This window comes from Bradyrhizobium sp. UFLA05-108, assembly GCF_059803455.1.
In genome coordinates this window covers 66,013-91,178 of sequence record NZ_JBANAZ010000039.1, presented here as the reverse complement: position 1 = coordinate 91,178, position 25,166 = coordinate 66,013, and the positions used below count along the sequence as shown (strand labels likewise).

Annotated in this window: 22 protein-coding genes and 1 pseudogene; 9 read left to right on the top strand and 14 right to left on the bottom strand. The window is 64.2% G+C overall.

The features are described 5' to 3' along the window. Positions 1-313 (bottom strand): hypothetical protein (locus tag SO140_RS26645; protein WP_498543396.1); only part of this gene is annotated, 313 nt, incomplete at its 3' end. Between the two features lie 228 nt (positions 314-541). Between SO140_RS26645 and SO140_RS26640 the strand changes: the two genes are divergently transcribed. The 6 genes from SO140_RS26640 to SO140_RS26615 all read left to right on the top strand — a co-directional run bounded on the left by SO140_RS26640 (position 542) and on the right by SO140_RS26615 (position 8,168). Next, the gene (locus SO140_RS26640; protein WP_449379360.1) at positions 542-1,600 is read left to right on the top strand and encodes an ABC transporter substrate-binding protein; all 1,059 of its coding nucleotides are present in this window, start codon (positions 542-544) and stop codon (positions 1,598-1,600) included. Between the two features lie 91 nt (positions 1,601-1,691). Next, the gene (locus SO140_RS26635) at positions 1,692-3,488 is read left to right on the top strand and encodes a glucan ABC transporter ATP-binding protein/ permease (RefSeq protein ID WP_449379361.1); all 1,797 of its coding nucleotides are present in this window, start codon (positions 1,692-1,694) and stop codon (positions 3,486-3,488) included. A gap of 181 nt (positions 3,489-3,669) precedes the next feature. Continuing rightward, positions 3,670-5,130, top strand: coding sequence for a D-alanyl-D-alanine carboxypeptidase family protein (locus SO140_RS26630; RefSeq protein ID WP_449379362.1), 1,461 nt, complete (start codon positions 3,670-3,672; stop codon positions 5,128-5,130). A gap of 189 nt (positions 5,131-5,319) precedes the next feature. Continuing rightward, positions 5,320-7,005, top strand: coding sequence for a long-chain fatty acid--CoA ligase (locus SO140_RS26625; protein ID WP_449379363.1), 1,686 nt, complete (start codon positions 5,320-5,322; stop codon positions 7,003-7,005). A 12-nt stretch (positions 7,006-7,017) separates the two neighbouring features. Then, positions 7,018-7,572, top strand: a complete 555-nt coding sequence (locus SO140_RS26620; RefSeq protein ID WP_449379364.1) for a DUF924 family protein — start codon at positions 7,018-7,020, stop codon at positions 7,570-7,572. Positions 7,573-7,682: 110 nt separating this feature from the next. After that, entirely contained in the window at positions 7,683-8,168 is a 486-nt protein-coding gene (locus SO140_RS26615) for a peroxiredoxin (RefSeq protein ID WP_027520654.1), read from the top strand. A 159-nt stretch (positions 8,169-8,327) separates the two neighbouring features. Here the strand turns inward: SO140_RS26615 and SO140_RS26610 are convergent, their stop codons facing one another. The 4 genes from SO140_RS26610 to ispH all read right to left on the bottom strand — a co-directional run bounded on the left by SO140_RS26610 (position 8,328) and on the right by ispH (position 11,954). Beyond that, positions 8,328-9,329 carry an IS5 family transposase gene (locus SO140_RS26610; RefSeq protein WP_474799458.1) on the bottom strand — a complete coding sequence of 334 codons (1,002 nt, stop codon included), beginning with the start codon at positions 9,327-9,329 and terminating at the stop codon, positions 8,328-8,330. Positions 9,330-9,522: 193 nt separating this feature from the next. Further along, on the bottom strand, positions 9,523-9,987 hold the full coding sequence (gene rnhA / locus SO140_RS26605) for a ribonuclease HI (RefSeq protein ID WP_449379365.1): 465 nt from the start codon (positions 9,985-9,987) through the stop codon (positions 9,523-9,525). Beyond that, positions 9,984-10,979 (bottom strand): homoserine kinase, encoded by a 996-nt coding sequence (locus tag SO140_RS26600; RefSeq protein ID WP_474799460.1) that lies wholly within the window; start codon positions 10,977-10,979, stop codon positions 9,984-9,986. The genes rnhA and SO140_RS26600 overlap by 4 nt, the downstream gene beginning before the upstream one ends. 6 nt (positions 10,980-10,985) lie before the next feature. Next, positions 10,986-11,954 (bottom strand): 4-hydroxy-3-methylbut-2-enyl diphosphate reductase, encoded by a 969-nt coding sequence (gene ispH / locus SO140_RS26595; protein ID WP_449379367.1) that lies wholly within the window; start codon positions 11,952-11,954, stop codon positions 10,986-10,988. 244 nt (positions 11,955-12,198) lie between these two features. On the opposite strand from ispH, the gene SO140_RS26590 reads away from it, so the two are divergent. Together SO140_RS26590 and SO140_RS26585 are read left to right on the top strand one after the other, a co-directional pair. Beyond that, on the top strand, positions 12,199-12,891 hold the full coding sequence (locus SO140_RS26590) for a DUF1013 domain-containing protein (protein WP_449379368.1): 693 nt from the start codon (positions 12,199-12,201) through the stop codon (positions 12,889-12,891). A 292-nt stretch (positions 12,892-13,183) separates the two neighbouring features. Next, complete coding sequence (locus SO140_RS26585; protein WP_449379369.1) at positions 13,184-13,366, top strand: hypothetical protein; 183 nt, start codon at positions 13,184-13,186, stop codon at positions 13,364-13,366. Between the two features lie 51 nt (positions 13,367-13,417). On the opposite strand, the gene SO140_RS26580 is transcribed toward SO140_RS26585, so the two are convergent. The 5 genes and pseudogenes from SO140_RS26580 to SO140_RS26560 all read right to left on the bottom strand — a co-directional run bounded on the left by SO140_RS26580 (position 13,418) and on the right by SO140_RS26560 (position 18,694). Then, positions 13,418-13,624, bottom strand: a complete 207-nt coding sequence (locus SO140_RS26580) for a DUF6494 family protein (RefSeq protein WP_449379370.1) — start codon at positions 13,622-13,624, stop codon at positions 13,418-13,420. 25 nt (positions 13,625-13,649) lie between these two features. Continuing rightward, the gene (locus SO140_RS26575) at positions 13,650-13,919 is read right to left on the bottom strand and encodes a hypothetical protein (RefSeq protein ID WP_449379371.1); all 270 of its coding nucleotides are present in this window, start codon (positions 13,917-13,919) and stop codon (positions 13,650-13,652) included. A gap of 221 nt (positions 13,920-14,140) precedes the next feature. Next, positions 14,141-16,063: a propionyl-CoA synthetase gene (locus SO140_RS26570; protein ID WP_449379372.1), complete on the bottom strand. Its 1,923-nt coding sequence runs from the start codon at positions 16,061-16,063 to the stop codon at positions 14,141-14,143. A gap of 249 nt (positions 16,064-16,312) precedes the next feature. Next, positions 16,313-17,703 (bottom strand): annotated as a pseudogene (locus SO140_RS26565) (tetratricopeptide repeat protein). A 262-nt stretch (positions 17,704-17,965) separates the two neighbouring features. Then, positions 17,966-18,694, bottom strand: a complete 729-nt coding sequence (locus SO140_RS26560; RefSeq protein ID WP_449379442.1) for a hypothetical protein — start codon at positions 18,692-18,694, stop codon at positions 17,966-17,968. 146 nt (positions 18,695-18,840) lie between these two features. Here SO140_RS26560 and SO140_RS26555 point away from each other — a divergent pair, with 146 nt between their 5' ends. Further along, the gene (locus SO140_RS26555; RefSeq protein ID WP_449379374.1) at positions 18,841-20,385 is read left to right on the top strand and encodes a cation:proton antiporter; all 1,545 of its coding nucleotides are present in this window, start codon (positions 18,841-18,843) and stop codon (positions 20,383-20,385) included. 192 nt (positions 20,386-20,577) lie between these two features. On the opposite strand, the gene SO140_RS26550 is transcribed toward SO140_RS26555, so the two are convergent. From SO140_RS26550 to SO140_RS26535, 4 genes are all read right to left on the bottom strand, one after another. After that, positions 20,578-21,384: an SDR family NAD(P)-dependent oxidoreductase gene (locus SO140_RS26550; RefSeq protein WP_449379375.1), complete on the bottom strand. Its 807-nt coding sequence runs from the start codon at positions 21,382-21,384 to the stop codon at positions 20,578-20,580. A gap of 55 nt (positions 21,385-21,439) precedes the next feature. Then, a complete protein-coding gene (locus SO140_RS26545) occupies positions 21,440-21,853 on the bottom strand; it encodes a DUF1850 domain-containing protein (RefSeq protein ID WP_449379376.1) in 414 nt (137 codons plus the stop codon). Then, positions 21,814-23,922 (bottom strand): TRAP transporter permease, encoded by a 2,109-nt coding sequence (locus SO140_RS26540; RefSeq protein ID WP_474799466.1) that lies wholly within the window; start codon positions 23,920-23,922, stop codon positions 21,814-21,816. The genes SO140_RS26545 and SO140_RS26540 overlap by 40 nt, the downstream gene beginning before the upstream one ends. Before the next feature lie 203 nt (positions 23,923-24,125). Continuing rightward, positions 24,126-25,073: a TAXI family TRAP transporter solute-binding subunit gene (locus SO140_RS26535; RefSeq protein ID WP_449379378.1), complete on the bottom strand. Its 948-nt coding sequence runs from the start codon at positions 25,071-25,073 to the stop codon at positions 24,126-24,128. Positions 25,074-25,166 lie beyond the last annotated feature (93 nt).

Sequence of the window (25,166 nt, the reverse complement as noted above, 5' to 3'; positions counted from 1 at the left end):
CATTATAGGGGTAGTTCGGATCGCTCCCGTAGTAGCCCGAGCCCCTGTAGTAAGCCGGCCCACCGTAATAGGTTGGCCCGCCATAGTAGGCGGGTCCGCCATAGTCATAGGCGTAGGCATCGCGGGTGGCAGCGATCGCAAGCCCGGTGCCGACGATGCCGGCAAAGGCCGCCGCAGCGGCCGCTCCACCGCCACCATGCCAGTGGCGACCTCCGGCGAAGGACGTCGAGGGCGCGGCGATGGTCAGCGCCACTACGGCGACGGTGGCGAGTACGGCCTTGCGGCCAATCGTCGTGGAAATTCGGTCAAACATATCGGCCTCCATGGGTGCCTGCGGACGGGCTTATCTCTCTAAAACCCGCGCATCCCATGTTGGGTTCCCCAACCCCAACAGAAGCTGAACGGCGACAAATTCGCGCAGAGATTGCGAAATCGTGACACATTCCGCTCATCAACCGTTCAGGTTTGATGGGCCAGGATGACGACTGCCGGCGCTTTGCAAGCGTCACAAAAAGAAGCAACGCTAGTCCGGCGCGAATTCATGCGCGCATGCCCGAAATTCATCTCCCACTGTCTGTTGGCTCTCTGGATCGGGCTCGCGCTACTGGCGTGTCCGCGCCCGCGCCCGGCAAGCGCCGCGGACGACACGGCGCGGCATGCCGCGATCCAGTTCTCTTTCGACCGCCCGATTGAATCGAGCATGGCGCCGTTCTTCATGGCGGCGAAGGACGGGTTGTTCGGCGCCGAGCACCTCACCGTGTCGTTCAGCAACGCCGCAGGCTCGCCAGAGGCGCTTGCGCGAATCGCCAGGGGCGACAGTGATCTCGCTCTCGTCGACATCAACGAATTGATCCGCTTTCGCGACAGGCCAGATGCCCCGCCGATCAAGGCCGTGTTCGTGCTGTTCAACCGGGCGCCCTACGCGATCGTCGCGCGCAGGAGCCGCGGCATCCATACGCTATCCGACCTCGAGGGCAAGACGGTCGGCGTTGCCGACAGCGATTTGTCGATCCGGCTGTGGCCGGCGCTCGCGCGTCAGAATGCCATCAATGCGGCGCGTGTGAGATTCTACAAGATGAGTGCAGCGGTGCGCGAGCCGATCCTGTCCGCCGGACAGGTCGATGCCGTCGCCGGCTTCAGCTATTTGTCGGCCGTGAATTTGCGCGACCGCGGCGTGCCCGCCGACGATCTCGCGGTGCTGCGCTATGCCGATTATGGCTGCGAGGCCTATGGCTTTGCCGTGGTGGTGAACCCGTCCTTTGCCGCGTCGAAGCCGGACGCCGTGAAAGGTTTCGTGCGCGCGCTGATCGGCGGACTCAATGCAACGGTCAAGGAGCCGGAGCGCGCTGTCGACGAGGTCGTCAGCCGGATGGAGGACGGCGTGCGCGACCTCGAGCTCGCAAGGCTATCCACCGTGCTTGCCGACAACATCCTGACCGATGACGTCCGCCGCAACGGTCTCGGCGGCGTCGATCCCGCGCGCTTGGATCGCGCGATCGACCAGATCGCGCAGGATTTCAAGTTCCGCAGGCGCCCCACTGCGAGCGATATTTTCGACGAACAGTTCCTGCCGCCGATGGCTGGCCGGCTGATCAATTGAATAAAACTGAGAGCTTCGGCTGTATCTTGCGCCCCATCCCTGATTAGAATGCCACCTCGTTCGATCCCGCCCGCGCGAGTGCTGTACCTTCATGTCGATCCTTCGTCTCTACACCCGCGTTCTCGAGTTGCTCGGCAAGGAGGCGCGGCTGGGCTGGCTGCTGGCGATCGCCAATCTGCTGCTCGCGACGGCGCAGTTCGCCGAGCCCGTGCTGTTCGGCAAGATCGTCGACGTGCTCTCCGGCAAGACCGTCGCAGGCTCGAACTCCGCATGGCCATTCCTGTTCGCCTGGGTCGCGTTCGGGCTGTTCACGATCGGCTGTAGCGCGCTGGTGGCGCTGCATGCCGACCGGCTTGCCCATCGCCAGCGCCAGGCCGTGCTGACGAGCTATTTCGAGCACATTTTGCAACTGCCTCTGACCTTCCACTCCGGCACCCATTCCGGGCGGCTGATGAAGGTGATGCTCAACGGCACGGATGCGTTGTGGCGGCTGTGGCTCGGCTTCTTCCGCGAGCATTTTGCCGCGATCCTGTCGGTGTTCGTGCTACTGCCGCTGTCGCTCTATCTGAACTGGCGGCTCGCCATCCTGCTGTTCGCGCTCTGCGTCGTATTCACGGCGCTGACGACCTTCGTCGTGCGCAAGACCTACGGCATGCAGATGACGGTCGAGGAGCACTATAGCGACCTCTCTGCGCGCGCCTCCGACGCGCTCGGCAACGTGGCGCTGGTGCAGAGTTTCGTCCGCGTCGAAGCCGAGGTGCAGGGACTGCGCTTCGTTGCCGACCAGTTGCTCGCCGCGCAAATGCCGGTGCTGTCCTGGTGGGCGCTCGTCACCGTGATCACGCGCGCCTCCACCACCATCACGGTGCTCGCGATCTTCACGCTCGGAATCGCGCTGCACGACCAGGGACTGACGACGGTCGGCGAGATCGTGATGTTCGTGAGCTTTGCAACGCTTTTGATCCAGAAGCTCGAGCAGGTCGTGAGCTTCGTCAACAACGTCTTCATGGAGGCGCCGCGCTTACGCGAATTCTTCAACGTGCTCGATGCCGTGCCCGCCGTGCACGACCGGCCCGATGCGATCGACGTCGGGCGCCTGTCGGGCCTCGTCGAATTCCACGACGTCACCTTCTCCTATGACGGCAAGCGGCCGGCGGTCGAGGATCTCTCCTTCACCGCGCTGCCCGGACAGACGATCGCGCTGGTCGGCCCGACCGGCGCCGGCAAGTCGACCGCGATCGCGCTTCTGCATCGTGCGTTCGATCCGCAATCGGGCTTCATCAAGATCGACGGCATGGATGTGCGCGGGGTAACGCTCACGGCGCTGCGGCGGAACATCGGCGTGGTGTTCCAGGAAGCGCTGCTGTTCAACCGCTCGATCGCGGAGAATTTGCGCGTCGGCAAGCCGGACGCAACCGACGCGGATATGCGGCTCGCGGCCGAGCGCGCGCAGGCGCTCGAATTCATCGAGCGCAGCGGCGGCTTCGAGACCAACGCGGGCGAGCGCGGCCGCATGCTGTCCGGCGGCGAGCGGCAGCGGCTGTCGATCGCGCGTGCGCTGCTGAAGGACCCGCCAATCCTGATCCTGGACGAGGCCACCAGCGCGCTCGATGCCGTCACCGAGGCGAAGGTCAACGCTGCTCTCGATGAAGTGATGCGAGGCCGCACCACCTTCGTGATCGCCCATCGCCTCTCCACCATCCGCAATGCCACGAGGATCCTGGTGTTCGACAGTGGCCGCGTGATCGAAAGCGGAACTTTCGATGAACTCGTGGCCAAAGGCGGCCATTTCGCCGCGCTCGCCAGGGCCCAGTTCATGGTGCAGGAAAGTGCACGGACGAGCGTGACAGCGGCGGAGGCCGCAGCCCCGGCTGTGACCTCCCAGTAAAACCGTCGAAATTCGGCCTATTTCATCGCTGAATACCCGGTCAGGCCCCCTGTTCTCGGTGAACGAGCCGGTATAGGTTTGCACCCGCCGCAAGCGGCGGCGCTGACCTACGCTTCAAACCCGAACCTCAGATCATGAGAACCGCATTATCGGGCGGCTCTCCAAGGACCGGAATCGGATAGTGCACTTCTTTCGCCCGCTGCTTCGCCTTGCCCCGCTGAACCTGGCCATCGTGGCCGCCGCGCTGACGTTGCTTGCGCCGCGCGACGCGCGCGCCGAGGCGCTGCTTCTGATCGAGGCCGACAGCGGCAAGGTCTTGCAGGCGGAGAATGCGACCATTCCCTGGTATCCGGCCTCGGTAACCAAGATCATGACCGCCTACGTCACGCTGAAGGCGGTGAAGGACGGCAAGCTCACGCTCGACTCGCTGCTGACGGTCTCACCGACAGCGGCTTCGCAATCGCCCTCGAAGATGGGCTTTCGTCCCGGCACGCAGGTCACCGTCGACAACGCGCTGAAGATGATGATGGTCAAGTCGGCGAACGACATGGCCGTGGTGCTCGCCGAGGGCGTCGGTGGTTCGATCGACGGCTTCTCCGCAATGATGAACCAGACCGCCTCGAAGCTCGGCATGACGCAGACGAGCTACGTCAATCCGAACGGGCTGCCCGCCGACGGCCAGATCACCTCGGCGCGCGATCTTGGAATCCTGGCGCGCTCGTTCCTGCGTGACCTGCCGGAATACGAGTATTTCGTGCACATCCCGGCGATCCGCTTCGGCAAGCGCATCACGCCGAACTTCAACAAGCTGATCGGCCGTTATCCCGGCGCCGACGGTTTCAAGACCGGCTTCATCTGCGCCTCCGGTTACAACCTCGTGGCATCAGCGTCCCGCAACGGTCGACGGCTGATCGCGGTGGTGCTCGGCGCCAATTCCGGCACCGCGCGCGCGGTCAAGGCGGCTCAGCTTCTGGAGCGCGGCTTCTCGCAGGACACGCTGTCGTGGCTGCGTCCCGCGCTCGGCACGGTCGACAGCCTCGCGCCGGTCGACGCCTCGCCGCCGAACCTGCGCGACGAGATGTGCGGCGGCCACCGCAAGCGCCCGGCCAGCGACGACGACGATGCGCTGATCGCAACCAATGGCGGCACGGGCGGATCGACGTCCCTGACGGGCGGCGAAGCCCAGGTGACGTTCTTCACCGCCGGCCTGCAACCGCCCATGATGAAGGCGTCCGACTTGCTCGCCTCGGCCGCAGCGCCCGCCGAGCCGGTGCCGGTCTATACCGGGCCGACGCGAAGCGGCGCCGCCCTGATTGCGGCGGTCGCGGCCGATGCCGACCAGCAGGCGACCCCAAAGGCGCGAGGCAAGAAGTCGCGCGTTGCGGCGAAGAAGCCTGAGGCGACCGACAAGCCGAAAGATGCGGGCAAGGACGCCAAGTCGAGCGCCAAGCTTGATGCCAAGCCGGATGCGAAGGGTGAAGCCAAACCCGCAGCCAAGCCGGTCAAGCACGCCAATGCCAAGCCCGACACGGCCGCGAAGCCCCCGGAAAAGCCTGCGGCGAACGGCGACTCCGCGGCCAAGCCTGCCAAGCCGAAGGCAACCGCCAAGCCCGCGGCCAAGCCTGCGCCCAACAACAGTTAACGGCCCGCCGGCCGGCCCTTCACCCGCACTTCGCAACTGCGACAGCGCGGTTTGCGACGATTCCAGTAGCCACTTCCGGCCCCTTGTCCTAAGCCTCAACCGCTTGCCACCGGTTGCGGCAGGCTCAATACTGCGTGCAACGAGGCAAGCCTGAGACACATCGGGCTCTGGTTTAGGAGGGGAGTACCTATGGAGCGCATCTGGCTCAAACAATATCCGCCCGGCGTGCCAGCCGATATCGAGCCGACGCAATACGCATCGCTGGTCGACCTCCTGGAGGAGAGCTTTGCGAAGTTCGCCGACCGCAAGGCCTTCATCTGCATGGACAAGGCGATCAGCTACCGCGACCTCGACCAGATGTCTCTGGCGCTTGCCTCCTATTTGCAGAGCCGCGGCCTGCAACGCGGCGCGCGCGTCGCGATCATGATGCCGAACGTGCTGCAATATCCGGTCGCGACTGCGGCCGTGCTGCGCGCGGGCTTCGCGGTCGTCAACGTCAACCCGCTCTATACGCCGCGCGAGCTCGAGCACCAGCTCAAGGATTCCGGCGCCGAAGCCATCATCGTGCTGGAGAATTTTGCCCACACCGTCGAGCAGGTGATCGCCAAGACGTCCGTCAAGCACGTCGTCATGGCAAGCATGGGCGACCTGCTCGGCTTCAAGGGCGTGATCGTCAACCTCGTCGTTCGCCGCGTGAAGAAAATGGTGCCGGCGTATTCGCTGCCGGGTGCAATCGCCTTCAACGATGCGCTGGCAGCGGGCCGCAGCGCGACCTTCAACAAGCCAAAACTGTCGCCCGGCGACGTCGCTTTCCTGCAATATACCGGCGGCACGACCGGCGTCTCCAAAGGCGCCACGCTGCTTCACCGCAACATCGTCTCCAACGTGCTGCAGAACGACGCGTGGCTACAGCCGGCGGTCGCCGCGCCGCCGCATGTCGATCACCTCATGATCGTCTGCGCGCTCCCGCTCTATCACATCTTCGCGCTGACGGCCTGCTACCTGCTCGCGGTGCGTGCCGGCGGCTGCAATCTTTTGATCCCCAACCCGCGCGACATCCCCGGCTTCATCAAGGAGCTGGCGAAGTACCAGGTCAACAGCTTCCCGGCGGTCAACACGCTCTACAACGGCCTGATGCACCATCCCGACTTCAAGAAGCTCGACTTCTCCAAACTCAAGATCTCCAACGGCGGCGGCATGGCCGTGCAGCGCCCGGTCGCCGAGCAGTGGAAGGCGGTGACCGGCTGCTTCATCGCGGAAGGCTACGGCCTGTCCGAGACCGCGCCGACACTCACCTGCAATCCGGCGACCACGAATGAGTTCTCCGGCTCGATCGGCATTCCCGTGCCCTCGACCTGGATCTCGATCCGTGACGACGACGGCAACGAGGTGGCGCTGGGACAGCCCGGCGAAATCTGCGCCAAGGGCCCTCAGGTGATGTCAGGCTACTGGAACAGGCCGGAGGAGACCGCCAAGGTCATGACCACGGACGGCTACTTCCGCACCGGCGACATCGGCGTGATGGACGAGAAGGGGTATATCAAGATCGTCGATCGCAAGAAGGACATGATCCTGGTCTCGGGCTTCAACGTTTATCCGAACGAGATCGAGGAAGTGATCGCGAGCCATCCGGGCGTGCTCGAATGCGCGGTGATTGGCATTCCCGACGCGAAATCGGGCGAGGCGGTGAAGGCCTTCGTGGTGAAGAAGGACCCGAACCTGACGGCCGAGGACGTGATCAAGTACTGTCACGAGCAGCTCACCGGCTACAAGGTGCCCAAGCACATCGAGTTCCGGAGCGAGCTGCCGAAGACCAATGTCGGCAAGATTTTGCGTCGGCAGCTCCGCGACGAGAAGAAGGCCGAGGCGGCGTAAGCCAGCCCCTCGATGCCTGATGCCAACGACATCGCGCCGGCCGGCGTCCTCGCCTTCTGGCGCGAGGCCGGCGGCGAGCGCTGGTACAAGCGCGACGATGATTTCGACGCCGAAATCCGCAGCCGCTTTCTGGAGCTGTGGCAGCGCGCGGCGAATGGAGGCTTGTCGTCGTGGGAGGCCAGCGATGACGGTGCGCTGGCGCTCGTCATCGTGCTCGACCAGTTTCCCCGCAACATGTTCCGCGGCGACGCGCTGACCTACGCGAGCGACGCGCTGGCGCGCGAGGTGGCCCGCCGAGCGCTCGCCCGCGGCGCCGACGGACGGGTCGATCCAGCCTTGCGCGAATTCTTCTACCTGCCGTTCATGCATTCCGAGCATTTGCCCGACCAACTGCACTGCGTCGCGCTGTTCCGAAAAATCGACAGCAGCGACAACCTGAAATACGCCGAGGAGCACGCCGACATCATCCACCGGTTCGGACGCTTCCCTCACCGCAATCGCATCCTCGGCCGCTGCTCCACGCCGGACGAGCAAGCGTTCCTGGATGGTGGCGGCTTTTCCGGTTGATGACATCACGGTGAAGGGCGGAGAGCTTTCGTCCCCTTGCGCATCGGAAATATTGTGCGGCCCGGCCGCCCGGTCTACAAAGCGGAACCGAATTCCAGGGAGAACTGACGATGGCGATCCAGATTGGCGACAAGCTGCCCGAGGCGAAATTCCGCGTGATGACGGCGGAGGGTCCGCAGGTCAAATCGACCGATGACATTTTCAAAGGCAAGAAGGTGGCGCTGTTCGCGGTGCCCGGTGCCTACACCGGCACCTGCCACAAGATGCATCTGCCGAGCATCTTCCTCAACGCCTATGCCATCAAGGACAAGGGCGTCGACACGATCGCGATCGTCTCGGTCAACGACGCCTTCGTCATGAACGCCTGGAAACGCGACACCGACCAGCGCGATGAGGCGACCTTCCTCGCAGACGGCAATGCCGACTTCACCAAGGCGATCGGCATGGAGCTTGACGCCTCCGCCAACGGTCTCGGCATCCGCTCCAAGCGCTACTCGATGCTGGTCGAGGACGGCGTCGTGAAGAAACTGAACCTCGAGGCAATGCCCGGCAAGGTCGAGGTATCTGGCGGCGATACGCTGCTCGGGCAGCTGTAAGGCGCGACTCAACTTAAGCCAAACAAACGACTGTCATGCCCCGCGAAGGCGAGGGCTTTGCATAAGTTGGCGCGAAGATCGGAAACGGCACTCGTTTCTCGGGGCAGAGGCGCGTCGGCAGGATCGAAGATGGGCCGGGCGGGTCTGCCCGGCACCGGCCTAGGTCGGGTTCAAGATGGTCCAGCGCTTGAGGTTCATGGCGGCAAGGGCGAGATAGAAGGCTGTGGCATTGCGGGCAAGGCCGCGATGACGAGCGCGTGCGAAGCGATATGTATTCTTCAGTAGCGCGAACAGCGGCTCGACCGGCGCTCGGACGCGGGAGATGATCTCGTTGCGACGAACCGTCCATCGAGGCATCTGGTGCCAGCGGTTGCCTCGTCGCGCGATGCCGTCGCGAATGCCGAGATCTCTTAGTCGCACTCGACGAGCCTTGTTGTCATAGGCTTTGTCAGCATAAACCGTCGCCTCGTCTCCACAGATCAGTTCGTCCGCAGGTACGGTCTCATTGACGTTGGCGGGCGTGAAGATGGCTCGCCGTACAATCCGGCTACCTTGATCCATCGCGACATGCGCCTTGTAGCCGAAGAAGTATTTGTTCTCCTTCCTGGTCCAGGCGGCATCCGGATCGAGCGGGCTTCCGACCAGCTTGCTTCCAGGCCTGCCGTCGGCATCTGGAGGCGGCGGAGTGCTTGGCGGTTCGGGGGGATTAACGGAGGAACGGATCAGCGAAGCATCAATCAGCGTGCCGCGCTTCAGGACAAATCCAGACTTCTCGATCTGTGCCGTGATGATGGCAAACGCCCGCTCTGCCAACCCGCTCTTGGCCAACTGCTCCCGGAAACGCCACAGCGTCGAATGGTCCGGCACCGGATCACTCAGGGAGAGGCCCAGGAAACGCCTGAACGACAGCCGGTCGACCAAGGCTTCCTCAAGCCCAGGATCCGACAGTCCATACCATTGCTGCAGCAATAACGCCTTGAATAGCGCCAGCGAGGGGTAGCCGGGAGCGCCCATCGAGCCGCTACGCAAACCGCTCAGCAGACCATCCACCGCACTCCAGTCGACCAGTTCCGAGACCCGCTGCAGCGCGACGTTGGCCCGCCCTGCATCAGCCAACAAACCGTCGGTAAAGCTCAACTGGCCGATCTGCCGCTCCGCCATGATCCTCTCCCGCGAATCCTTCGGAAAAGAGAATCATCTCGCGCCAACTTATGCAAAGCCCTCGCGAAGGCGGGGCATCCAGTATTCCAGAGACGTCGAGATTTCATTGCGACCGCCGCAGCGTACTGGATCGCCCGGTCAAGCCGGGCGATGACGACTGAGGTTGAGGCGGCATCGCTACGATGACCGCGCCCTACTCCCTCACTCTCTGCTGCATCCTCGCCATCGCAATCCCGTCACGTGCGAGTTGGTCAGCGCGCTCGTTTTCGGGGTGGCCGGCGTGTCCCTTGACCCAGTGCCAGCGCACCTCATGCGCCTTCAGCGCTGTGTCGAGGCGCTGCCAGAGCTCGACGTTCTTCACTGGCTTCTTGTCGGCGGTGCGCCAGCCGTTGCGCTTCCAGCCATGGATCCAGCCGGTGATGCCCTGCCGGACATATTGGCTGTCGGTGTAGAGATCGACGGTGCAGGGCTTCTTCAGGGCTTCGAGCGCCGAGATCGCCGCCATCAGCTCCATCTGGTTGTTGGTGGTGTGGCGCTCGCCACCGTTCAGCTCCTTCTCCTTGTCGCCGAACCTCAGGATTGCGCCCCAGCCGCCGGGCCCGGGATTTCCCGAGCACGCGCCGTCCGTGAAGATCGTGACATTGGGCAGCTCGCTCACGCGACCAGTCCTGACGGCAAGAGGCCATAGTCACGCACGCTCGAAACGCTCCGGTGGAAGCGCAGCTTGCGGACGTATTCCATCGGGTCCTTGGGGCGCACCAGCGCACCCGATGGCACGTTCAGCCAGTCGACCAGCCGCGTCAGCAGGAAGCGGATCGCCGCACCGCGCGCCAGCAGCGGCAGCGCGGCTTCCTCCGCCTCAGTCAACTTGCGGACGCGCCCATAGGCATTGAGGAAGGCGCGCGCCTTGGTGACGTTGAAGGAGTGATCCGGCTCGAAGCACCAGGCATTGAGACAGATCGCGACGTCATAGGCGAACATGTCGTTGCAGGCGAAGGTGAAGTCGATGATCCCGGAGAGCTTGTCGCCGAGGAAGAAGACGTTGTCATTGAACAGGTCGGCGTGGATCACACCCTCGGGCAGGTTGTTAGGCCAGACACCGCTCGAGAGATGGTCGAGCTCGACTTCGAGGAATGCACGCAGGCCTGGCTGCACCTCGTCGGCGCGTGCTGCGGCCTGGTCGAACAGCGGCCGCCAGCCGGACACCGAGAGCGCGTTGGCGCGCCGAACCGGGAAATTGGCGCCGGCCAGATGCATCTTCGCCAGCGCCTCGCCGACACCCGCGCAATGCGTGGCGTTCGGCTTGCGCGGCCAGACGCCTTCGAGAAAGGTGATGATCGCCGCCGGCCGTCCCGCAAGCTCGCGCAGCGCCTCGCCGTCCTTGCCCTTCACCGGCAGCGGGCAGTTAATGCCGTGTTCGGCCAGGTGCGTCATCAGCGCGAGGAAGAACGGCAGGTCGTTCTTCGCCACGCGCTTCTCGTAGAGCGTGAGGATGAACGAGGCTTGATTGTTTCCTTGGCTCGTGTGCAGCAGGAAGTTGGAGTTCTCGACGCCTTCGGCGATGCCCTTGTAGGACAGGAGTTCGCCGAGATCGTATTGGCTTAAGTAATCCGCAAGCTCGTCGGCGGCGACATCGGTGTAGACCGCCATACAAGATTACTCGGCAGCGGCTTCGGGGCGCAGCGAGCGCGGCAGCGGGAAGAACTCGTTCTCTTCCGCGGCCGACACCGTCTCCACATGTAGTGTGTAGCGCTCGGCAAAGGCATCCATGATCTCCTCGACGATTACCTCCGGCGCCGAGGCGCCCGCGGTGATGCCGAGGCTCTTGATGTTGCCGAAACGATCCCAGTCGATGTCGGCGGCGCGCTGCGCCAGCACGGCGATGTTGCAGCCCTCGCGCTCAGCGACCTCGCGCAGGCGCTGCGAGTTCGACGAGTTCGGCGCGCCGACCACGATCAATGCATCGACCACGGGGGCCACCTTCTTCACCGCGAGTTGGCGGTTGGTGGTGGCGTAGCAGATGTCTTCCTTGTGCGGCCCATTGATGTTCGGGAAGCGCTCCTTCAGGAGCGCCACGATCTCCGCAGTGTCGTCGATCGACAGCGTGGTCTGGGTCACGAAGGCGAGGTTGTTCGGATCCTTCGGGGCGATGGTCTTGGCGTCCTCGGCGGTCTCGATCAGGGTCACGGCGCCGGCCGGGAGCTGGCCGAGGGTGCCGACCACCTCGGGATGATGGGAATGGCCGATCAGGAAGATCTCGCGGCCACGCTTGAAGTGGATCGCGGCCTCGCGGTGCACCTTGGTCACCAGCGGGCAGGTCGCATCCAGCGAGAAGAGATTGCGGGATTGCGCGTCGGCCGGAACTGACTTCGGCACGCCATGGGCCGAAAACACCACGGGCGCAGTGGTATTTTCCGGGATTTCAGCCAGCTCCTCGACGAAAATCGCGCCCTTCTTCTTCAACCCGTCCACGACATATTTGTTGTGCACAATCTCATGGCGAACATAGACCGGGGCACCATACATGGTGAGCGCCCGCTCCACGGTGTCGATGGCCCGCACCACCCCCGCGCAGAAGCCGCGGGGAGAACAAAGCACGATCTTGAGGTCTGGTTTAGCTGACATGAAGCGATCTCGGGACCGAATCACCCTCGGCCGATGGGCCGGGAACGGTCGATGGATGAAATAGGGCTTGGCACGGACTGCTAGGGACTTGGGCCCCCTTTCGGGCGCTGTCAAGGCACTATCTATAGCAGAACCATTGCGTGAATGGCCCCTCACGGCTTATATAGGCGTTAATTCCCGTCATCGCTGATGACCCCCGGTTTCGCCTCCAAAGAGGTGGGCGAAGCACAAAGGAGATTTGCCCATGAGCAACGCACCTCTGATGCCCAAGGCGACCGCCGTCTGGCTGCTCGACAACACGGCGCTGACCTTCGATCAGGTCGCCGATTTCACCAAGATGCACCCCCTGGAGGTGCGCGCGATCGCCGACGGCGACGCCGCCCAGGGCATCAAGGGCATGGATCCCCTCTCCAACGGCCAGTTGACCCGCGAGGAGATTGAGAAGGGCGAGAAGAACCCCGACTACCGGCTCCGCCTCCAGGAGAGCAAGGTGGTGCTGCCGCCCCAGCCCAAGCGCAAGGGGCCGCGCTACACCCCAGTGTCGCGCCGCCACGAGCGCCCGAGCGCCATCCTCTGGCTGCTGCGCAGCCATCCCGAGCTCAAGGACGCCCAGATCATGCGACTGGTCGGCACCACCAAAAGCACCATCGCCAGCGTCCGGGATCGCACCCACTGGAACACCTCCCAGCTGACGCCGATCGACCCGGTCACGCTCGGCCTCTGCTCGCAGATTGAGCTCGATTTCGAGGTGGCGCGTGCAGCCAAGGAAAAGCCGGTCGACGCGGCCTATGGCGGCGCCACCCTGCTGCCGGCCTCCGAAACCACGAAGAAGGACGAATACGAGCCGGCGGAGAAGAGCAGCGACGACCTCAACGTCGACGCCGTGTTCGCCAAGCTGAAGACGCTCGGCGGCAAGAAGCAGGAGGAAGAGGAGTAGTTTCGCTCCTCGGCCGATCGTCGAAAATCATTTCAACGCGGCGGCCAACCCGCCGCGTTTTTGTTTGAGAGCACGATCCAGCCGATTTTCCGTTGTCATGCCCCGCGAAAGCGAAAGCGGCATCCAGTAAGCTGCGGCCTCTCGGTCCAACCATCGCTGTCGCTGGAATACTGGATCGCCCGGGCAAGGCCGGGCAGTGACAATACAGCGAGCAGCTTCGACGATATCATCGCCCGTCCCCCCTCCGGAACGATGCGGTCGATGTCGCATTGATCCGCGCGGAGGATGTGCGATGCAACTCGACGAAGAACGCTTTGCTGTGATGCTCGGGCGCGCGGTTCTGGCGGTCTGGGGCGATATGCCCCGCTACGTTCAGGAGGCCCTCTTCGACGCTGCCCTGAAGGATCATCCTGCGGACCGTGATCCACTGGCTAAGCTGCTCCATGAGCGGCATCCCCGGACGGCCCACGACTAGATGCATCTCCGTCATCACGGGAGCCGTCAATATAGGGCTCGCACGGGCAGATCAGCCCAGCTCGATCGCGTCGTCGACCTCGTGGACGAGCCCGACGCCGTCGATGGTCAGCACCATCTTCGCCTTCAGCTTCTCGTGACCCGTGATCCTGCCTGCCGCGATCGCATCGCGCACGGCCTTCTCGATCTCGCGCTGTGAAGTGACGCCGACTTGCTTGAGGAATTTGCGCAAGGACGTGTTGAACTGGTCCTCGTTCATGACGGCCTCCGTTGACCGGAACGACTTACGGCCGTTCCGGATGGTTGAGCATGTACTCACCAAGATCGCGTTGGCGGCGATCGGCACGGGCCGTCGCGGCACTGCGCTGGACATCGCGGTCCTTGCGGCAGGCAACGTATTCGGGCGAGCCCTGCGCATAGCCGCGGCCCTGGCAGACGGCGTCGTCATCGTCGTTGCCCATCGCCACCGGCGCCTGGTTGCGCGCGGCACAGGCGGACAGGGCCAGCGCAAGCAGAACAGCAGTGAGAAGGCGCGACGCGGTCGTGATGGGCATAACGGGTCCTCGATTGCCGGCACTCTGTAGCGCGGAATGAGGAGATTGTAAGTCCTGCAACGTGCGCTCGTCATGCCCCGCGAAGGCGAGGGCATCCAGTATTCCAGAGACCCCGAGAGATCCGGAGAGGGCGCGGCGTACTGGATTCCCCGCTTTCGCGGGGAATGACAGCGGAGGTCGAAGCGATGGCGTCCTGTTACGCTCGTAGAGTGCGCTTCGCCTCACACCCTCCCCTTCAAGGCATCCCCGATTTCATCCAGCACCTTGGGATCCTCGATGGTGGCCGGCATGGTCCAGGATTCGCCGTCGGCAATCTTCTTGATGGTGCCGCGCAGGATTTTTCCGGAGCGCGTCTTGGGTAGGCGGCCGACGGTGATGGCGAGCTTGAAGGCCGCCACGGGGCCGAGCTTGTCGCGCACCAGCGCGATGATCTCCTTTTCGATTTCGGCTGGCGCGCGCTTGACGCCCGCCTTCAGCACCAGGAAGCCGCAGGGGACCTCGCCCTTGATTGCGTCCTTGATGCCGAGCACAGCGCATTCGGCAACATCAGGATGCGAGGCGAGAATCTCCTCCATGCCGCCGGTGGAAAGCCTATGGCCAGCGACATTGATGATGTCGTCGGTACGGCCCATGACCCAGACATAGCCGTCCTCGTCCTTGTAGCCGGCATCGGAGGTTTTGTAGTAACCGGGGAATTCGGTCAGGTAGGCTTCCTTGAAACGCGCGTCCTGATTCCACAGCGTCGGCAGGCAGCCAGGCGGCATCGGGAGCTTGATGACGATCGAGCCCATGGTGTTGGCGCCAACGGGCTTGGCAGCCTCGTCCACCACGTCGACCTGATAGCCCGGCATCGGCACGGTCGGCGAGCCGTGCTTCACCGGCAGCTGACCTAAGCCCACCGGGTTGCCGGCGATACACCAGCCGGTCTCGGTCTGCCACCAGTGGTCGATGACAGGCACCTTCAACTGCTCTTCCGCCCATTCCACCGTCGGCGGGTCGGCGCGCTCGCCGGCGAGGAACAGCGTGCGGAAATTCGACAGGTCGTATTGCCGGATGAATTTTCCGTCCGGATCCTCTTTGCGGATCGCGCGGAAGGCGGTCGGCGCGGTGAACAGCGCCACCGCGTTGTGCTCTGAAATCACGCGCCAGAACGCGCCCGCGTCGGGCGTGCCGACCGGCTTGCCTTCATACATGACCGTGGTCGCGCCATGGATCAGCGGACCGTAGACGATGTAGCTGTGGCCGACCACCCAGCCGATGTCGGAGCCGCACCACCAGACCTCGCCCGGCTTGACACCGTAGAGGTTGAACATCGACCATTTCACCGCGACCAGATGCCCGCCATTGTCGCGCACCACGCCCTTGGGAATGCCGGTCGTGCCCGACGTATAGAGGATATAGAGCGGATCGGTGGCCGCGACCGGCACGCAGGGCGCGCGCTTGCCGTCGTTCAGCGCCTTGCGGCGCAGGCTCGCCCAGTCATAATCGCGACCCGGTGTCAGCTCGCAAACAAGCTGTGGACGTTGCAGGATGATGCAGGCTTTCGGCTTCGCCGTCGCGAGCTTGATCGCTTCATCGAGCAGCGGCTTGTACTGCACGATGCGCCCCGGCTCGATGCCGCAGCTTGCGGAGAGGATCAGCTTCGGCTGTGCATCGTCGATGCGGGTCGCGAGCTCCTTGGCGGCAAAGCCGCCGAACACCACCGAATGCACCGCGCCGATGCGCGCGCAGGCGAGCATGGCGACCACGGCCTCCGGCACCATCGGCATGTAGAGGAGAACGCGATCGCCCTTCCCGACCCCGAAATCCTGCATGATGGCGCCGAGCGCCTGCACCTCTTTCAGGAGTTCGGCATAGGTCAATTTCGTGACGCTGCCCGTGAGCGGGGAATCGTGGATCAGGGCGAGCTGGTCGGCGCGGCCGCGTTCGACGTGGCGGTCGAGCGCGTTGTAACAGGTGTTGACGACGGCGCCTGCGAACCAGCGGCCGTAGGTGCCCTGGGCGGGATCAAAAACTTTCTTCGCAGGTTCGATCCAGTCGATCTCCTGCGCGGCCTCGGCCCAGAACCTCTCGGGGTCGGCCAGCGAGCGCGCATGGACCTCGTGATATCGGCCTTTTCCTTCGAGGCTTCCCTGGACGTTCATACCCGGCTCCCGTTTTCTCTTTTTCGCTGGCTTTGACCTGACGGCGAAAACGCTGTTCCGCCATGATCAGCGTCAATTGCCCACGCTGTTTGGCGGGTATTTTCCCGGGAACGGGCGGCGGTTCAAGCTGAAAAGGATGGGTCTTTCGGCGAACATAGCTGGACTCGCGGAGGCTCCCCCTCACCCGGATCGCATCTGCGAGGCGATCCGGTCTCTCCCCGCGGGCGGGGCGAGGCGAAGAGAACAACCTCAGCTATCCGTCAGCCGCTGCAAACGCTCCTGCATGGCCTTCTTGAGATCGTAACCGGGCCGGCCGAAATTCGTGTTGCGGGCACTCAGGAAATCGCGCTGGGTGCGGCGGAGGTCGGCGGCGGTGCGGCCGCTCGACGATTTCAGCACACGCGCATAGGTATCGGCGATCTGGCGGTCGAGCAGCCCAACTGCGGATCGGCGCAGATCGACCTCTCGACCTCGCGCTTTGCGGCGGAGCAATCGAACGACGGACCGCTGTCGTCGTCGGACCGCGCATGCAGCGGGCGCGACGGCTGGGCGCCGAACTTGGCGATCTCGGCAATCATGGTGCGGCGGCCATCGGCCGCATTCTCGTTGCCGGGATCGAGCCGCAGCGCCGACTCGTAATCGGCCAGCGCTTTCTTGCGCTCCCCCATCTTGCCGTAGAGCACGGCTCGGTTGTTATAGGTGAGTGCGAAGTTCGGATCGAGCTTGAGCGCGGCATCATAGTCGCTGAGCGCAGCACCGAGCTCGCCCTTGAACTGGTAGGAATCGCCGCGGTTTGTGAAGAAGTTCGGTCGGTGCTCCAGCTTGAGCGCCTGGTCGTAGTCGGCGATCGCCTTGTCGTACTCGGCCTTCGCCGCGTAGGACAGGCCGCGATTATCGTAGAATTCCGCTTCCGTGGGATCGAGCCGGATCGCCTCGCCGTCGTCGGCAATGGCCTTATCGAGCTGACCGAGCTTTTTGTAGGCGGCGCCACGGTTGGTGTAGCTGCGCGCGTGGTTCGGATCGAGCCGCAGCGCTTCGCTGAGATCCCGGATGGCCTTCTCATGGTCGCCGCGGAGATAATAAGTCGCGCCGCGATCGGACCAGGCCTGCGCATAGCCCGGTTGCAACTTGATCGCCTGGTCATAGTCCGCAAGCGCCCGGTCGAGGCGGCGCTGGCTGGTGTAGACGATGCCGCGCAGCTCGTACGCTTCGGCATCCTGCGGATCGAGCTCGATGGCCTTGCTGAGGTCGGCCGCGGCGCGGCCAAGATCGCCGCCGGCCTCGCGCAGGAGATCGCCGCGTAGGCGAAAGGCGCGCGCGTTCCTGCCATCGAGCGCGATGGCGCGGTCGAGATCCTTCAAGGCGCCCGCCGAGCCGCCGGAGGTTTTTGCATCGGCATCGGCGCGCACCACCAGCGCCGCGGCGCGGTCGACGGCCGCATTTGCGGTCTGGTCGATGATCGTCGTGCAGGCCGCGATGAGCTGCGGAATGGGCTCCTTGCTGCCGAGCACGCAATCGACGGATATGCCGCCCGCCACGGCCGGACTGCCGGTAAGCGCGAGGCCCAGCACAAGGCCTGCGCCGAGCAGCGCGGATCTGGCAAGAAACGAGAATTGCCCAGGTTGATGCGGACCGCACATGGCGTGGCTCCGTGACGACGGCTTTCCCCGTTGTCGCCACCAAGCGGCGGCAGGTTCAAGCTGCCGCCGCGAACTCACTGCACCTCTCCCGCTTCCGGAGAGGCACAGGCCGCCTTCGAATAGACGCTGAGGCGAAGCCCCGGCTACGGCGAAGCGCCGGGTGGAGGCTCTCTCCTCTCAGGGAGCTTCTCTGTTGAGACACCCTCGCCCCAAGCCTCTCCCGCACGCGCGCGAGAGAGCGCGCGTCCCGCGCCGATGCAGTTCAGTACCCATCCGCGCCGTTCAGCCGCTGCAAGCGATCTTTCATCGTCTTCTTCAAATCATACCCCGCCCGGCCGAATTCAGCGTTGCGGCGGGCGATGAAATCGTCCTGCTCGCGCTGGAGAGTTTTGGCTTCGCTCGGCCCCCGGGCTTCGCGCATGACGCGTGCGTTGGCGGCAAATATCTCGCGGTCGAGATCGGCAAGCTCCGGACTTCCGCAGATCGCCTTCTCCACGGCGCGGCGAGCGCGCGCGCAGTTGAAGCTGGGCTTGCCGGCGACCGCCATCTGCGCGCCCAGGCGCTCGAGCTCCTGCGCCATCGCCTTGTGGTTGGCCCTGGCCTTCTCATGATTGGGATTGATCCGCAGGGCCGCGCCAAAATCCTGCACCGCTCTGGGCCGGTCGCCCTTCTTCAGCCAGAGCTCACCGCGCGCGTTGAAGATGTCGGCGAGCGAGGGATCGAGCAGAAGCGCGCGGCTGTAGTCTGCGATGGCGCGATCGATCTGGTCGTGCCGCGCCAGCAGCGCGCCGCGCACGACCAGCGCCTTGACCAGATCGGGCTTGGCGGTCTTCTCGTTGTCGATCACATCAGCGCAGACGGATGTCGCCTTCTCGACATCATCCGCCGCGGTTGCAGCGAGGCACGGCGCGATGTCGGCTTGCCCGGCTGCAGCCGGCTCGCCGCCGGTCGCTCCCCAGCCTAGATGGGCCGGCAGCACGCACAGGATCATGGCGGTGCAGAGGTTCAGAATCAGAATGGATCGGCGCATCATCGTTGCAGTAGGAAGTTCTCGTGTCGTGGAGGCGATCTCCACTATATAGCCGGATTGGTGCTAGCCTCTCGCATCGTGCCGCCGACCGCTTTTAAGGATATCTCGTGTCGACCTTCGAATGGATCATCGCACTTCTGCTCGGCGCCGTTGCCTTATCGGCGCTGGCGCGGCGGATCAAGGTCCCCTACCCGACCTTTCTCGCCATCGGTGGCGCGCTGCTCGCCTTCGTGCCCGCGAGCCCATCCTGGACGCTCCAACCCGATCTCGCTTTGGCGCTTTTTGTCGCACCGGTACTGCTGGATGCCGCCTATGACACTTCGCTTCGCGATCTCCGCAACAATTGGGTTCCGGTGGCGACGCTCGTGGTCGCCGCGGTCGGCTTGACGACGGCCGGTGTCGCGCTGGTGGCGCATCGGCTGGTCCCCGATATGCCCTGGGCCGCTGCGGTCGCGCTCGGTGCGATCGTCGCGCCGCCCGATGCGGCCGCTGCGGTCGCCATCCTGCGCCAGGTCCGACTGCCCTATCGCATGGTCAAGGTCCTCGAGGGCGAAAGCCTGCTGAATGATGCGAGCGCGCTATTGATCTATCGCATCGCGGTCGGCGCGGTGGTGATGGAGCATCTGAAATGGAGCGAGATCGCACCGACGATCGCGCTCGCGCTCGGCGGCAGCATCGTCGCCGGCTATCTCGCGGCGCGCATCATGCCGCTGTTCATCACGCGGATCACCGAAGCGCCGAGTGCGATCATCGTGCAGTTCGCGACGACCTTCATGATCTGGATCGGCGCCGAGCACCTCGGCCTCTCCGGTATCCTGACCATCGTCGTCTACGCCATGACTGTCGCGCGCATGGCGCCGGCGCGCATGCCGGCGCGGCTGCGGGTGCCATCCTACGCGGTGTGGGAGACCACCGTGTTCGTGCTCAACGTGCTCGCCTTCATCCTGATCGGATTGCAGGTGCAGCCGATTTGGTCGCGTCTCGCAGAGGACGTGCGCTGGGAGTATTGCGTGGCGGCGGCGTGGATCCTGCTCACGGTGATCCTGGTGCGGCTCGCCTGGGTGATGACCTACCGCACGATCCTGCGCATACTCGTCGCATACGGCATCTATTGCCCGAAGGACCCGAATGCGGTGACCTCGCCCAAGGGCGGCATCATCGTGTCCTGGTGCGGCATGCGGGGCCTGGTAACGCTCGCCACCGCCTTTGCGCTGCCGGAAGGCTTCCCCTATCGCGACTTCATCCTGTTCATCGCCTTCGCCGTCGTGCTGGGATCGCTGGTGATTCAAGGCCTGACCCTGCGGCCACTGATCCTGGCGTTCGACCTCAAGGACGATGATCCCGTCTCGGGCGAGGTCGCCCGCGGACGCGCGATCGCCTATCAGGCGGCGCTCGCCGAGATCGACGCCGATCCGTCGGAAGAGGCGGAGATCCTGCGGCTGGAATATCGCGCGCTGCTGATGCAGGCCGAGAACGATCCCAATGGCGGCGTCGCCAGCGGCGAATTGCCCGCCGATCCCCTGCGCCGCCGCGCCATCGACGCGGCCCGCAAGACCATCTTCGACCTGCGGGCCACCGAGGTGATTGGCGACGACGCGTTTCACCGGCTCGAGGAGGAGCTGGATCGGGCGGAGCTGAGCGCGGGAGGATGATATGCGCGACACAAATTCAGTCGTCGTCCCGGACAAGCGCGAGCGCAGATCGGGGACCCAAACCGCGGAATCTATCGATTGTGATTGATAGAAGTACCGAACGACGAGTCTTCGCCAAACTTCTCCCTGTGGTTACGGGTCCCGGGCTCGCGCTAGGCGCCCCGAGACGACAGCGAAGGGCGTGGCTGGCGCCTACGCCCCCGACTTGCAGGTAATGCCGCCGTCGACGACGAGCTCGATGCCCGTCACGTATTTCGACTCGTCGGAGGCCAAAAACAGCGCGGCATTCGCGACGTCCCAAGCGTCGCCCATGTGGCCCATCGGCACCTGGGCGTCGCGGGCACGCCACATCGCCTCCACATCGCCCTTGGCGTAGCTGGCGGCGAACCCGGCGGAATGCTCGACCATCGGTGTCTTCATCAGGCCGGGCAGGATCGCGTTGACACGGACGTGGTGGCGCGCGAACTCGACGGCGGTGGTCCGCGTCATCATGTTCATCGCGGCCTTCGAGGTGCCGTAGCTGACGTAGGACAGGCCCATGTGGCGGATCGAGGCGATCGAGGAGATATTGATGATCGAGCCACCGCCCTGCTTTGTCATCACGGGGATCACCTGCTTCATGGCGAGATAAGCGCTCTTGAGGTTGACGGTGAAGACCCGGTCCCAGCTCTCCTCGGTCACCTCGACCACGCTGCCCATCTCGGCGATGCCGACATTGTTGTCGAGCACGTCGATGCGGCCATAAGCCTTCAGGCACGCCGCAACCATCAGCTCGATATCGCTCGCGCGCGCAACATCGGCGGTGAAGGCGGCCGCCTTGCCGCCCTCGCTCGTAATGATCTTCGCAGTCTCCTCGGCGGCAGTGCCGTTGCGGTCGACGCAAAATACCGAGGCACCCTCGCGCGCAAAGGTCACGGCGGTCGCCTTGCCGTTGCCCCAGCCCGGTCCGATCGAGCCGGCGCCGACCACCATCGCAACCTTGCCCTTGAGCCGATCCATCGCGTTTCTCCTTGTTGTTGTGATTGAAGCCCGGATGGAGCGCCGTGAATCCGGGCTACGGATCGTTACAGACCTTCATCATGGTGACATTAGCACCAATCGGATGACCGAAAATCTCCGACAACGTCCGGCATTGTCCCTCGCTGCACAACCGCCATTCTCCGGCCACGCCGGAATTGCCGAGCACGACCTCTTGCATCGGCGAACGCTTCGGCTGCCACTGAAACCAGCCGTCAATGAGCCTTGCCTCGGGCGGCGGCTCCATGCCGGCGCCGGAGCCTTTGACGCGCGCCTGCACGAGCTCGAGGCCGGCGGGCGTGATGCGCCAGTCTTCCTGCCAGTCGACCTTCTCGATCGAATGCGTCCACACGAGCGTGAAGCCCGTGAGCGCCAGCGCCTTCACGCTTCCCGCGGATAGCAGGCAGAGGCTCACACCGCCTCGACCGTTGCCGGTGGGCGCTGCCGCCACTGCCAGAGCACGAGGGCTGCCGTCAGCACGAAGCCGATGGTATCGCTGAGCGCGAAGTCGCCAAGCAAGCAGAGCGCGGCGCCGAGCGCGAGCGCACGCTCGATCAGCGTCAGGCGCGTGAACAAGAAACCGATCGCCACCATCCCGAACAGCGCGATCGCCACCAGCGCCTTGAAGGTCGCGAGCGCCACCGCGCCGTAGAAGCCGAGCTTTGCGGCCATGGGATCGCCCGCCTGCAGCATCAAGGCCGGCGAATAGACGAAGATGAAGGGGATGACGTAGCCGGCGAGCGCGATGCGCATCGCCTCCCAGCCGATCTTGTCAGGGTTTTCCTTCGCGATCGGCGCCGCCGCGAGCGCGGCGAGCGCCACCGGCGGCGAGAGATCAGCCATGATGCCGTAGTAGAACGCGAACATGTGGCTCGCGATCAGGGGCACCCCTAGCTTTGCCAGCGCAGGAGCGGCGAGCGCGGCGGTGATGATGTAGGTCGGGATCGTGGGAATGCCGGTACCGAGCAGGATCGACAGCAGCATGGTCATGATCAGCGCCAGAAACAGGCTCCTCTCCCCTAACCCGATCACCCAGCCGCCAAAGATGGTGCCGACGCCGGTCTGCGACATCATGCCGATGATGACACCGACGATGGCGCAGGCCATGCCGACGGTGATGGCGGATTTCGCGCTTTCGGCCAGCGCATCGCGGCAGGCGCGCAAGGCGGCAAGCCCGCCGCGGACGAAGGCGGTGATCACGATCAGCGCGAGGACGACACATGAAACCGGCACGATCTGGAGGCCGTCGCGCGACAGCGCGGCGACGACGAGGGCAAGCCCGATCCAGAAGATGTAGCGGATCACTATAGCAGATGCCCCCGCCGTGATGCTGGCCCCCAGGATCAGCGTCACCGTCAGTGCGAGGCCCATGCTGCCGGCATAGAGCGGCGTAAAACCTTCGAACAGCATGTAGACGAGGGCTGCGAGCGGCAGCACGAGGTACCAGCGCGTCACCAGCGCCTTCCAGGCGCTCGGGATCTCCGCGCGCTTCATGCCGGTGAGCCCGTGCTTGCCGGCTTCCAGATGCACCATCCAGAACGCGGAAGCAAAATAGAGCACCGCCGGGATCGCCGCCGCTTTGACGATTTCGGAGTATTGAACGCCCAGCGTCTCCGCCATGATGAAGGCGACCGCGCCCATCACCGGTGGCATGATCTGCCCGCCCATCGATGCGGTAGCTTCAACGCCTGCAGCAAAGGCGCGGCGATAACCAAACTTGATCATCAGGGGAATCGTGAACTGGCCGACGGTCACGACATTGGCGACGCCCGAGCCGGAGATCGTGCCCATCATCCCCGAGGCGAACACCGCGACCTTGGCGGGGCCTCCGCGGGTGCGGCCGAACAGGCCGAGCGAGACGTCGGTGAAGAGCTGGATCATGCCGGCGCGCTCGAGGAACGAACCGAACAGGATGAACAGGAAGATGTAGGTCGCCGAAACGTAGATCGGCACGCCGTAGAAGCCTTCCGTGCCGAAGGACAGATGCGTGACGATCTGGTCGAAGTCATAACCGCGATGGTTGAGCGGCGACGGCAGATACTGGCCGAAGAACCAGTAGACGAGACACGCGCCGCACATCAGCGGCAGCGCCGCGCCCATCAGGCGCCGCGTGCCCTCAAAGACGAGGATCGCGAGCAGCGTGCCGACGGCGAGATCGCCCCGCGTCGGATCGCCGTCGCGTGCGATCAGATCGGCATAAAAGATCCATTGATAGAGGCCGCACAAAAACCCGGCGCCGCCGATCAGCCAGCCGATGGCGCGCCCCATATCGCTCTTCGCGGTGAAGTTGCCGATCAGGCCGAAGGTGAGCAGCAGCAGGAAGCCGACATGAACGCCGCGCACCACCTGGCTCGGCAAATAGTTGAAGGCGGCGACGTAGAGCTGGAACGCTGCAAACGCGATGCCGATCCAGTAGGCGAGATGCCCCCACCAGCCCGGACCAAATCCTTCCGGAAAGCCATGCTCGAAATTGTCGAATTCAACCTTGATGGGCGCTTGTACGCTCTCAGCCTGCAACATGCCCGTTTCCCCGCGCCCTGATGGGGGCGTTCTTACAGCATTCGCGCTGCGTCCCAAATGCGTCGTACGCGGGCTCGACCCGCACATCCAAGCTTTCGCCTCTCGTGCCGTCATTCCGGGGCGATGCGCAGCATCGAGCCCGGAATCTCGAGATTCCGGGCCTGGCGCTTGGGCGCCATCCCGGAATGACAACGGAGAGAGTGTTACTTGATCAGCCCCTTTTCCTTGTAATAGCGGATCGCGCCGGGGTGCAGCGGAACCGGGCTCCCGGTGGCGGCCGTCTCGAGCTTGATCTCCCTGCCCGCGACATGCGCATTGGCAAGCTCCGGCAGCGACTCGTAGATCAGCTTGGTCATCTGATAGGCGAGATCATCCGAGACCGCCGAGCTGGTGACAAGATAATTCACCACCGCCGCCGTGGGCACGTCCTTGTCCTGCCCGGTATAGGTGTTCGCGGGGATGACGGCCGAGATAAAGGGCGGTCCGATCTTGTCGACGGTCTCCTTCGGCACGGCAACCACGGTGATCGGGCTCGAGGTCGAGAGATCCTTCAGCGAGGCGACGCCGAGGCCCGCCGATTGCAGCGTCGCGTTGAGCTGGCGGTTCTTCATGAGGTCGACGGACTCGGCGAAGGGGAGATACTCCACCTTGCCGAGATCCTTGTAACTCATGCCGGCCGCAGCCAGGATTGCGCGCGAGTTGAGCTCGGTGCCGGATTTTGGCGCGCCGACCGAGAGGCTCTTGCCCTTGAGGTCGGCGAGGGTCTTGATGCCGCTCTCGGCTGTCGCGACGATCTGGATGTAGTTCGGATAGATCGCGCCGATGGTACGGAGCTTGTCGAGCTTGGTCTTGAAGCCCGCCTCCTCCTCGCCGTCCCAGGCCGCCTTCAGGGAGTCGCCGAGCGTGAACGCCAGTTCACCGCGGCCCTGCTGCAAAAGGATGAGATTCTCGACCGACGCCTTGGTGGCCTGCACCTGTGTCTTCACGTTCGGAATCTTGTCGCCGTAGATTTTTCCGATCGCGACCCCGAGCGGGTAATAGACGCCGGAGGTGCCGCCGGTCAGCACGTTGATGAACGATTGCGCCTGCGCACACGACACCGACGCCGCCAGAGCAAGAGCCGAGGCCGCGCCGATCAACTTCAATTTCATGATTTCAATCTCCCCAAACCGGCGGCGAAATTGGCCGGATGAGGGGAGCGGGTCAACCCATCCAAAAGGCAAAACAGGGCTGCGCGAGACAGC

Excerpts from the sequence above, each read along its gene's own strand:
- SO140_RS26615 (WP_027520654.1), top strand. The coding sequence starts at position 7,683 with ATGGCGATCCAGATTGGCGACAAGCTGCCCGAGGCGAAATTCCGCGTG.
- SO140_RS26620 (WP_449379364.1), top strand. The coding sequence starts at position 7,018 with ATGCCTGATGCCAACGACATCGCGCCGGCCGGCGTCCTCGCCTTCTGG.
- SO140_RS26580 (WP_449379370.1), bottom strand. The coding sequence starts at position 13,624 with ATGAACGAGGACCAGTTCAACACGTCCTTGCGCAAATTCCTCAAGCAA.
- SO140_RS26585 (WP_449379369.1), top strand. The coding sequence starts at position 13,184 with ATGCAACTCGACGAAGAACGCTTTGCTGTGATGCTCGGGCGCGCGGTT.
- SO140_RS26625 (WP_449379363.1), top strand. The coding sequence starts at position 5,320 with ATGGAGCGCATCTGGCTCAAACAATATCCGCCCGGCGTGCCAGCCGAT.
- SO140_RS26560 (WP_449379442.1), bottom strand. The coding sequence starts at position 18,694 with ATGATCCTGTGCGTGCTGCCGGCCCATCTAGGCTGGGGAGCGACCGGC.
- SO140_RS26635 (WP_449379361.1), top strand. The coding sequence starts at position 1,692 with ATGTCGATCCTTCGTCTCTACACCCGCGTTCTCGAGTTGCTCGGCAAG.
- ispH (WP_449379367.1), bottom strand. The coding sequence starts at position 11,954 with ATGTCAGCTAAACCAGACCTCAAGATCGTGCTTTGTTCTCCCCGCGGC.
- SO140_RS26535 (WP_449379378.1), bottom strand. The coding sequence starts at position 25,073 with ATGAAATTGAAGTTGATCGGCGCGGCCTCGGCTCTTGCTCTGGCGGCG.
- SO140_RS26540 (WP_474799466.1), bottom strand. The coding sequence starts at position 23,922 with ATGTTGCAGGCTGAGAGCGTACAAGCGCCCATCAAGGTTGAATTCGAC.
- SO140_RS26610 (WP_474799458.1), bottom strand. The coding sequence starts at position 9,329 with ATGGCGGAGCGGCAGATCGGCCAGTTGAGCTTTACCGACGGTTTGTTG.
- SO140_RS26590 (WP_449379368.1), top strand. The coding sequence starts at position 12,199 with ATGAGCAACGCACCTCTGATGCCCAAGGCGACCGCCGTCTGGCTGCTC.
- SO140_RS26550 (WP_449379375.1), bottom strand. The coding sequence starts at position 21,384 with ATGGATCGGCTCAAGGGCAAGGTTGCGATGGTGGTCGGCGCCGGCTCG.
- SO140_RS26570 (WP_449379372.1), bottom strand. The coding sequence starts at position 16,063 with ATGAACGTCCAGGGAAGCCTCGAAGGAAAAGGCCGATATCACGAGGTC.
- SO140_RS26640 (WP_449379360.1), top strand. The coding sequence starts at position 542 with ATGCGCGCATGCCCGAAATTCATCTCCCACTGTCTGTTGGCTCTCTGG.
- SO140_RS26600 (WP_474799460.1), bottom strand. The coding sequence starts at position 10,979 with ATGGCGGTCTACACCGATGTCGCCGCCGACGAGCTTGCGGATTACTTA.
- SO140_RS26575 (WP_449379371.1), bottom strand. The coding sequence starts at position 13,919 with ATGCCCATCACGACCGCGTCGCGCCTTCTCACTGCTGTTCTGCTTGCG.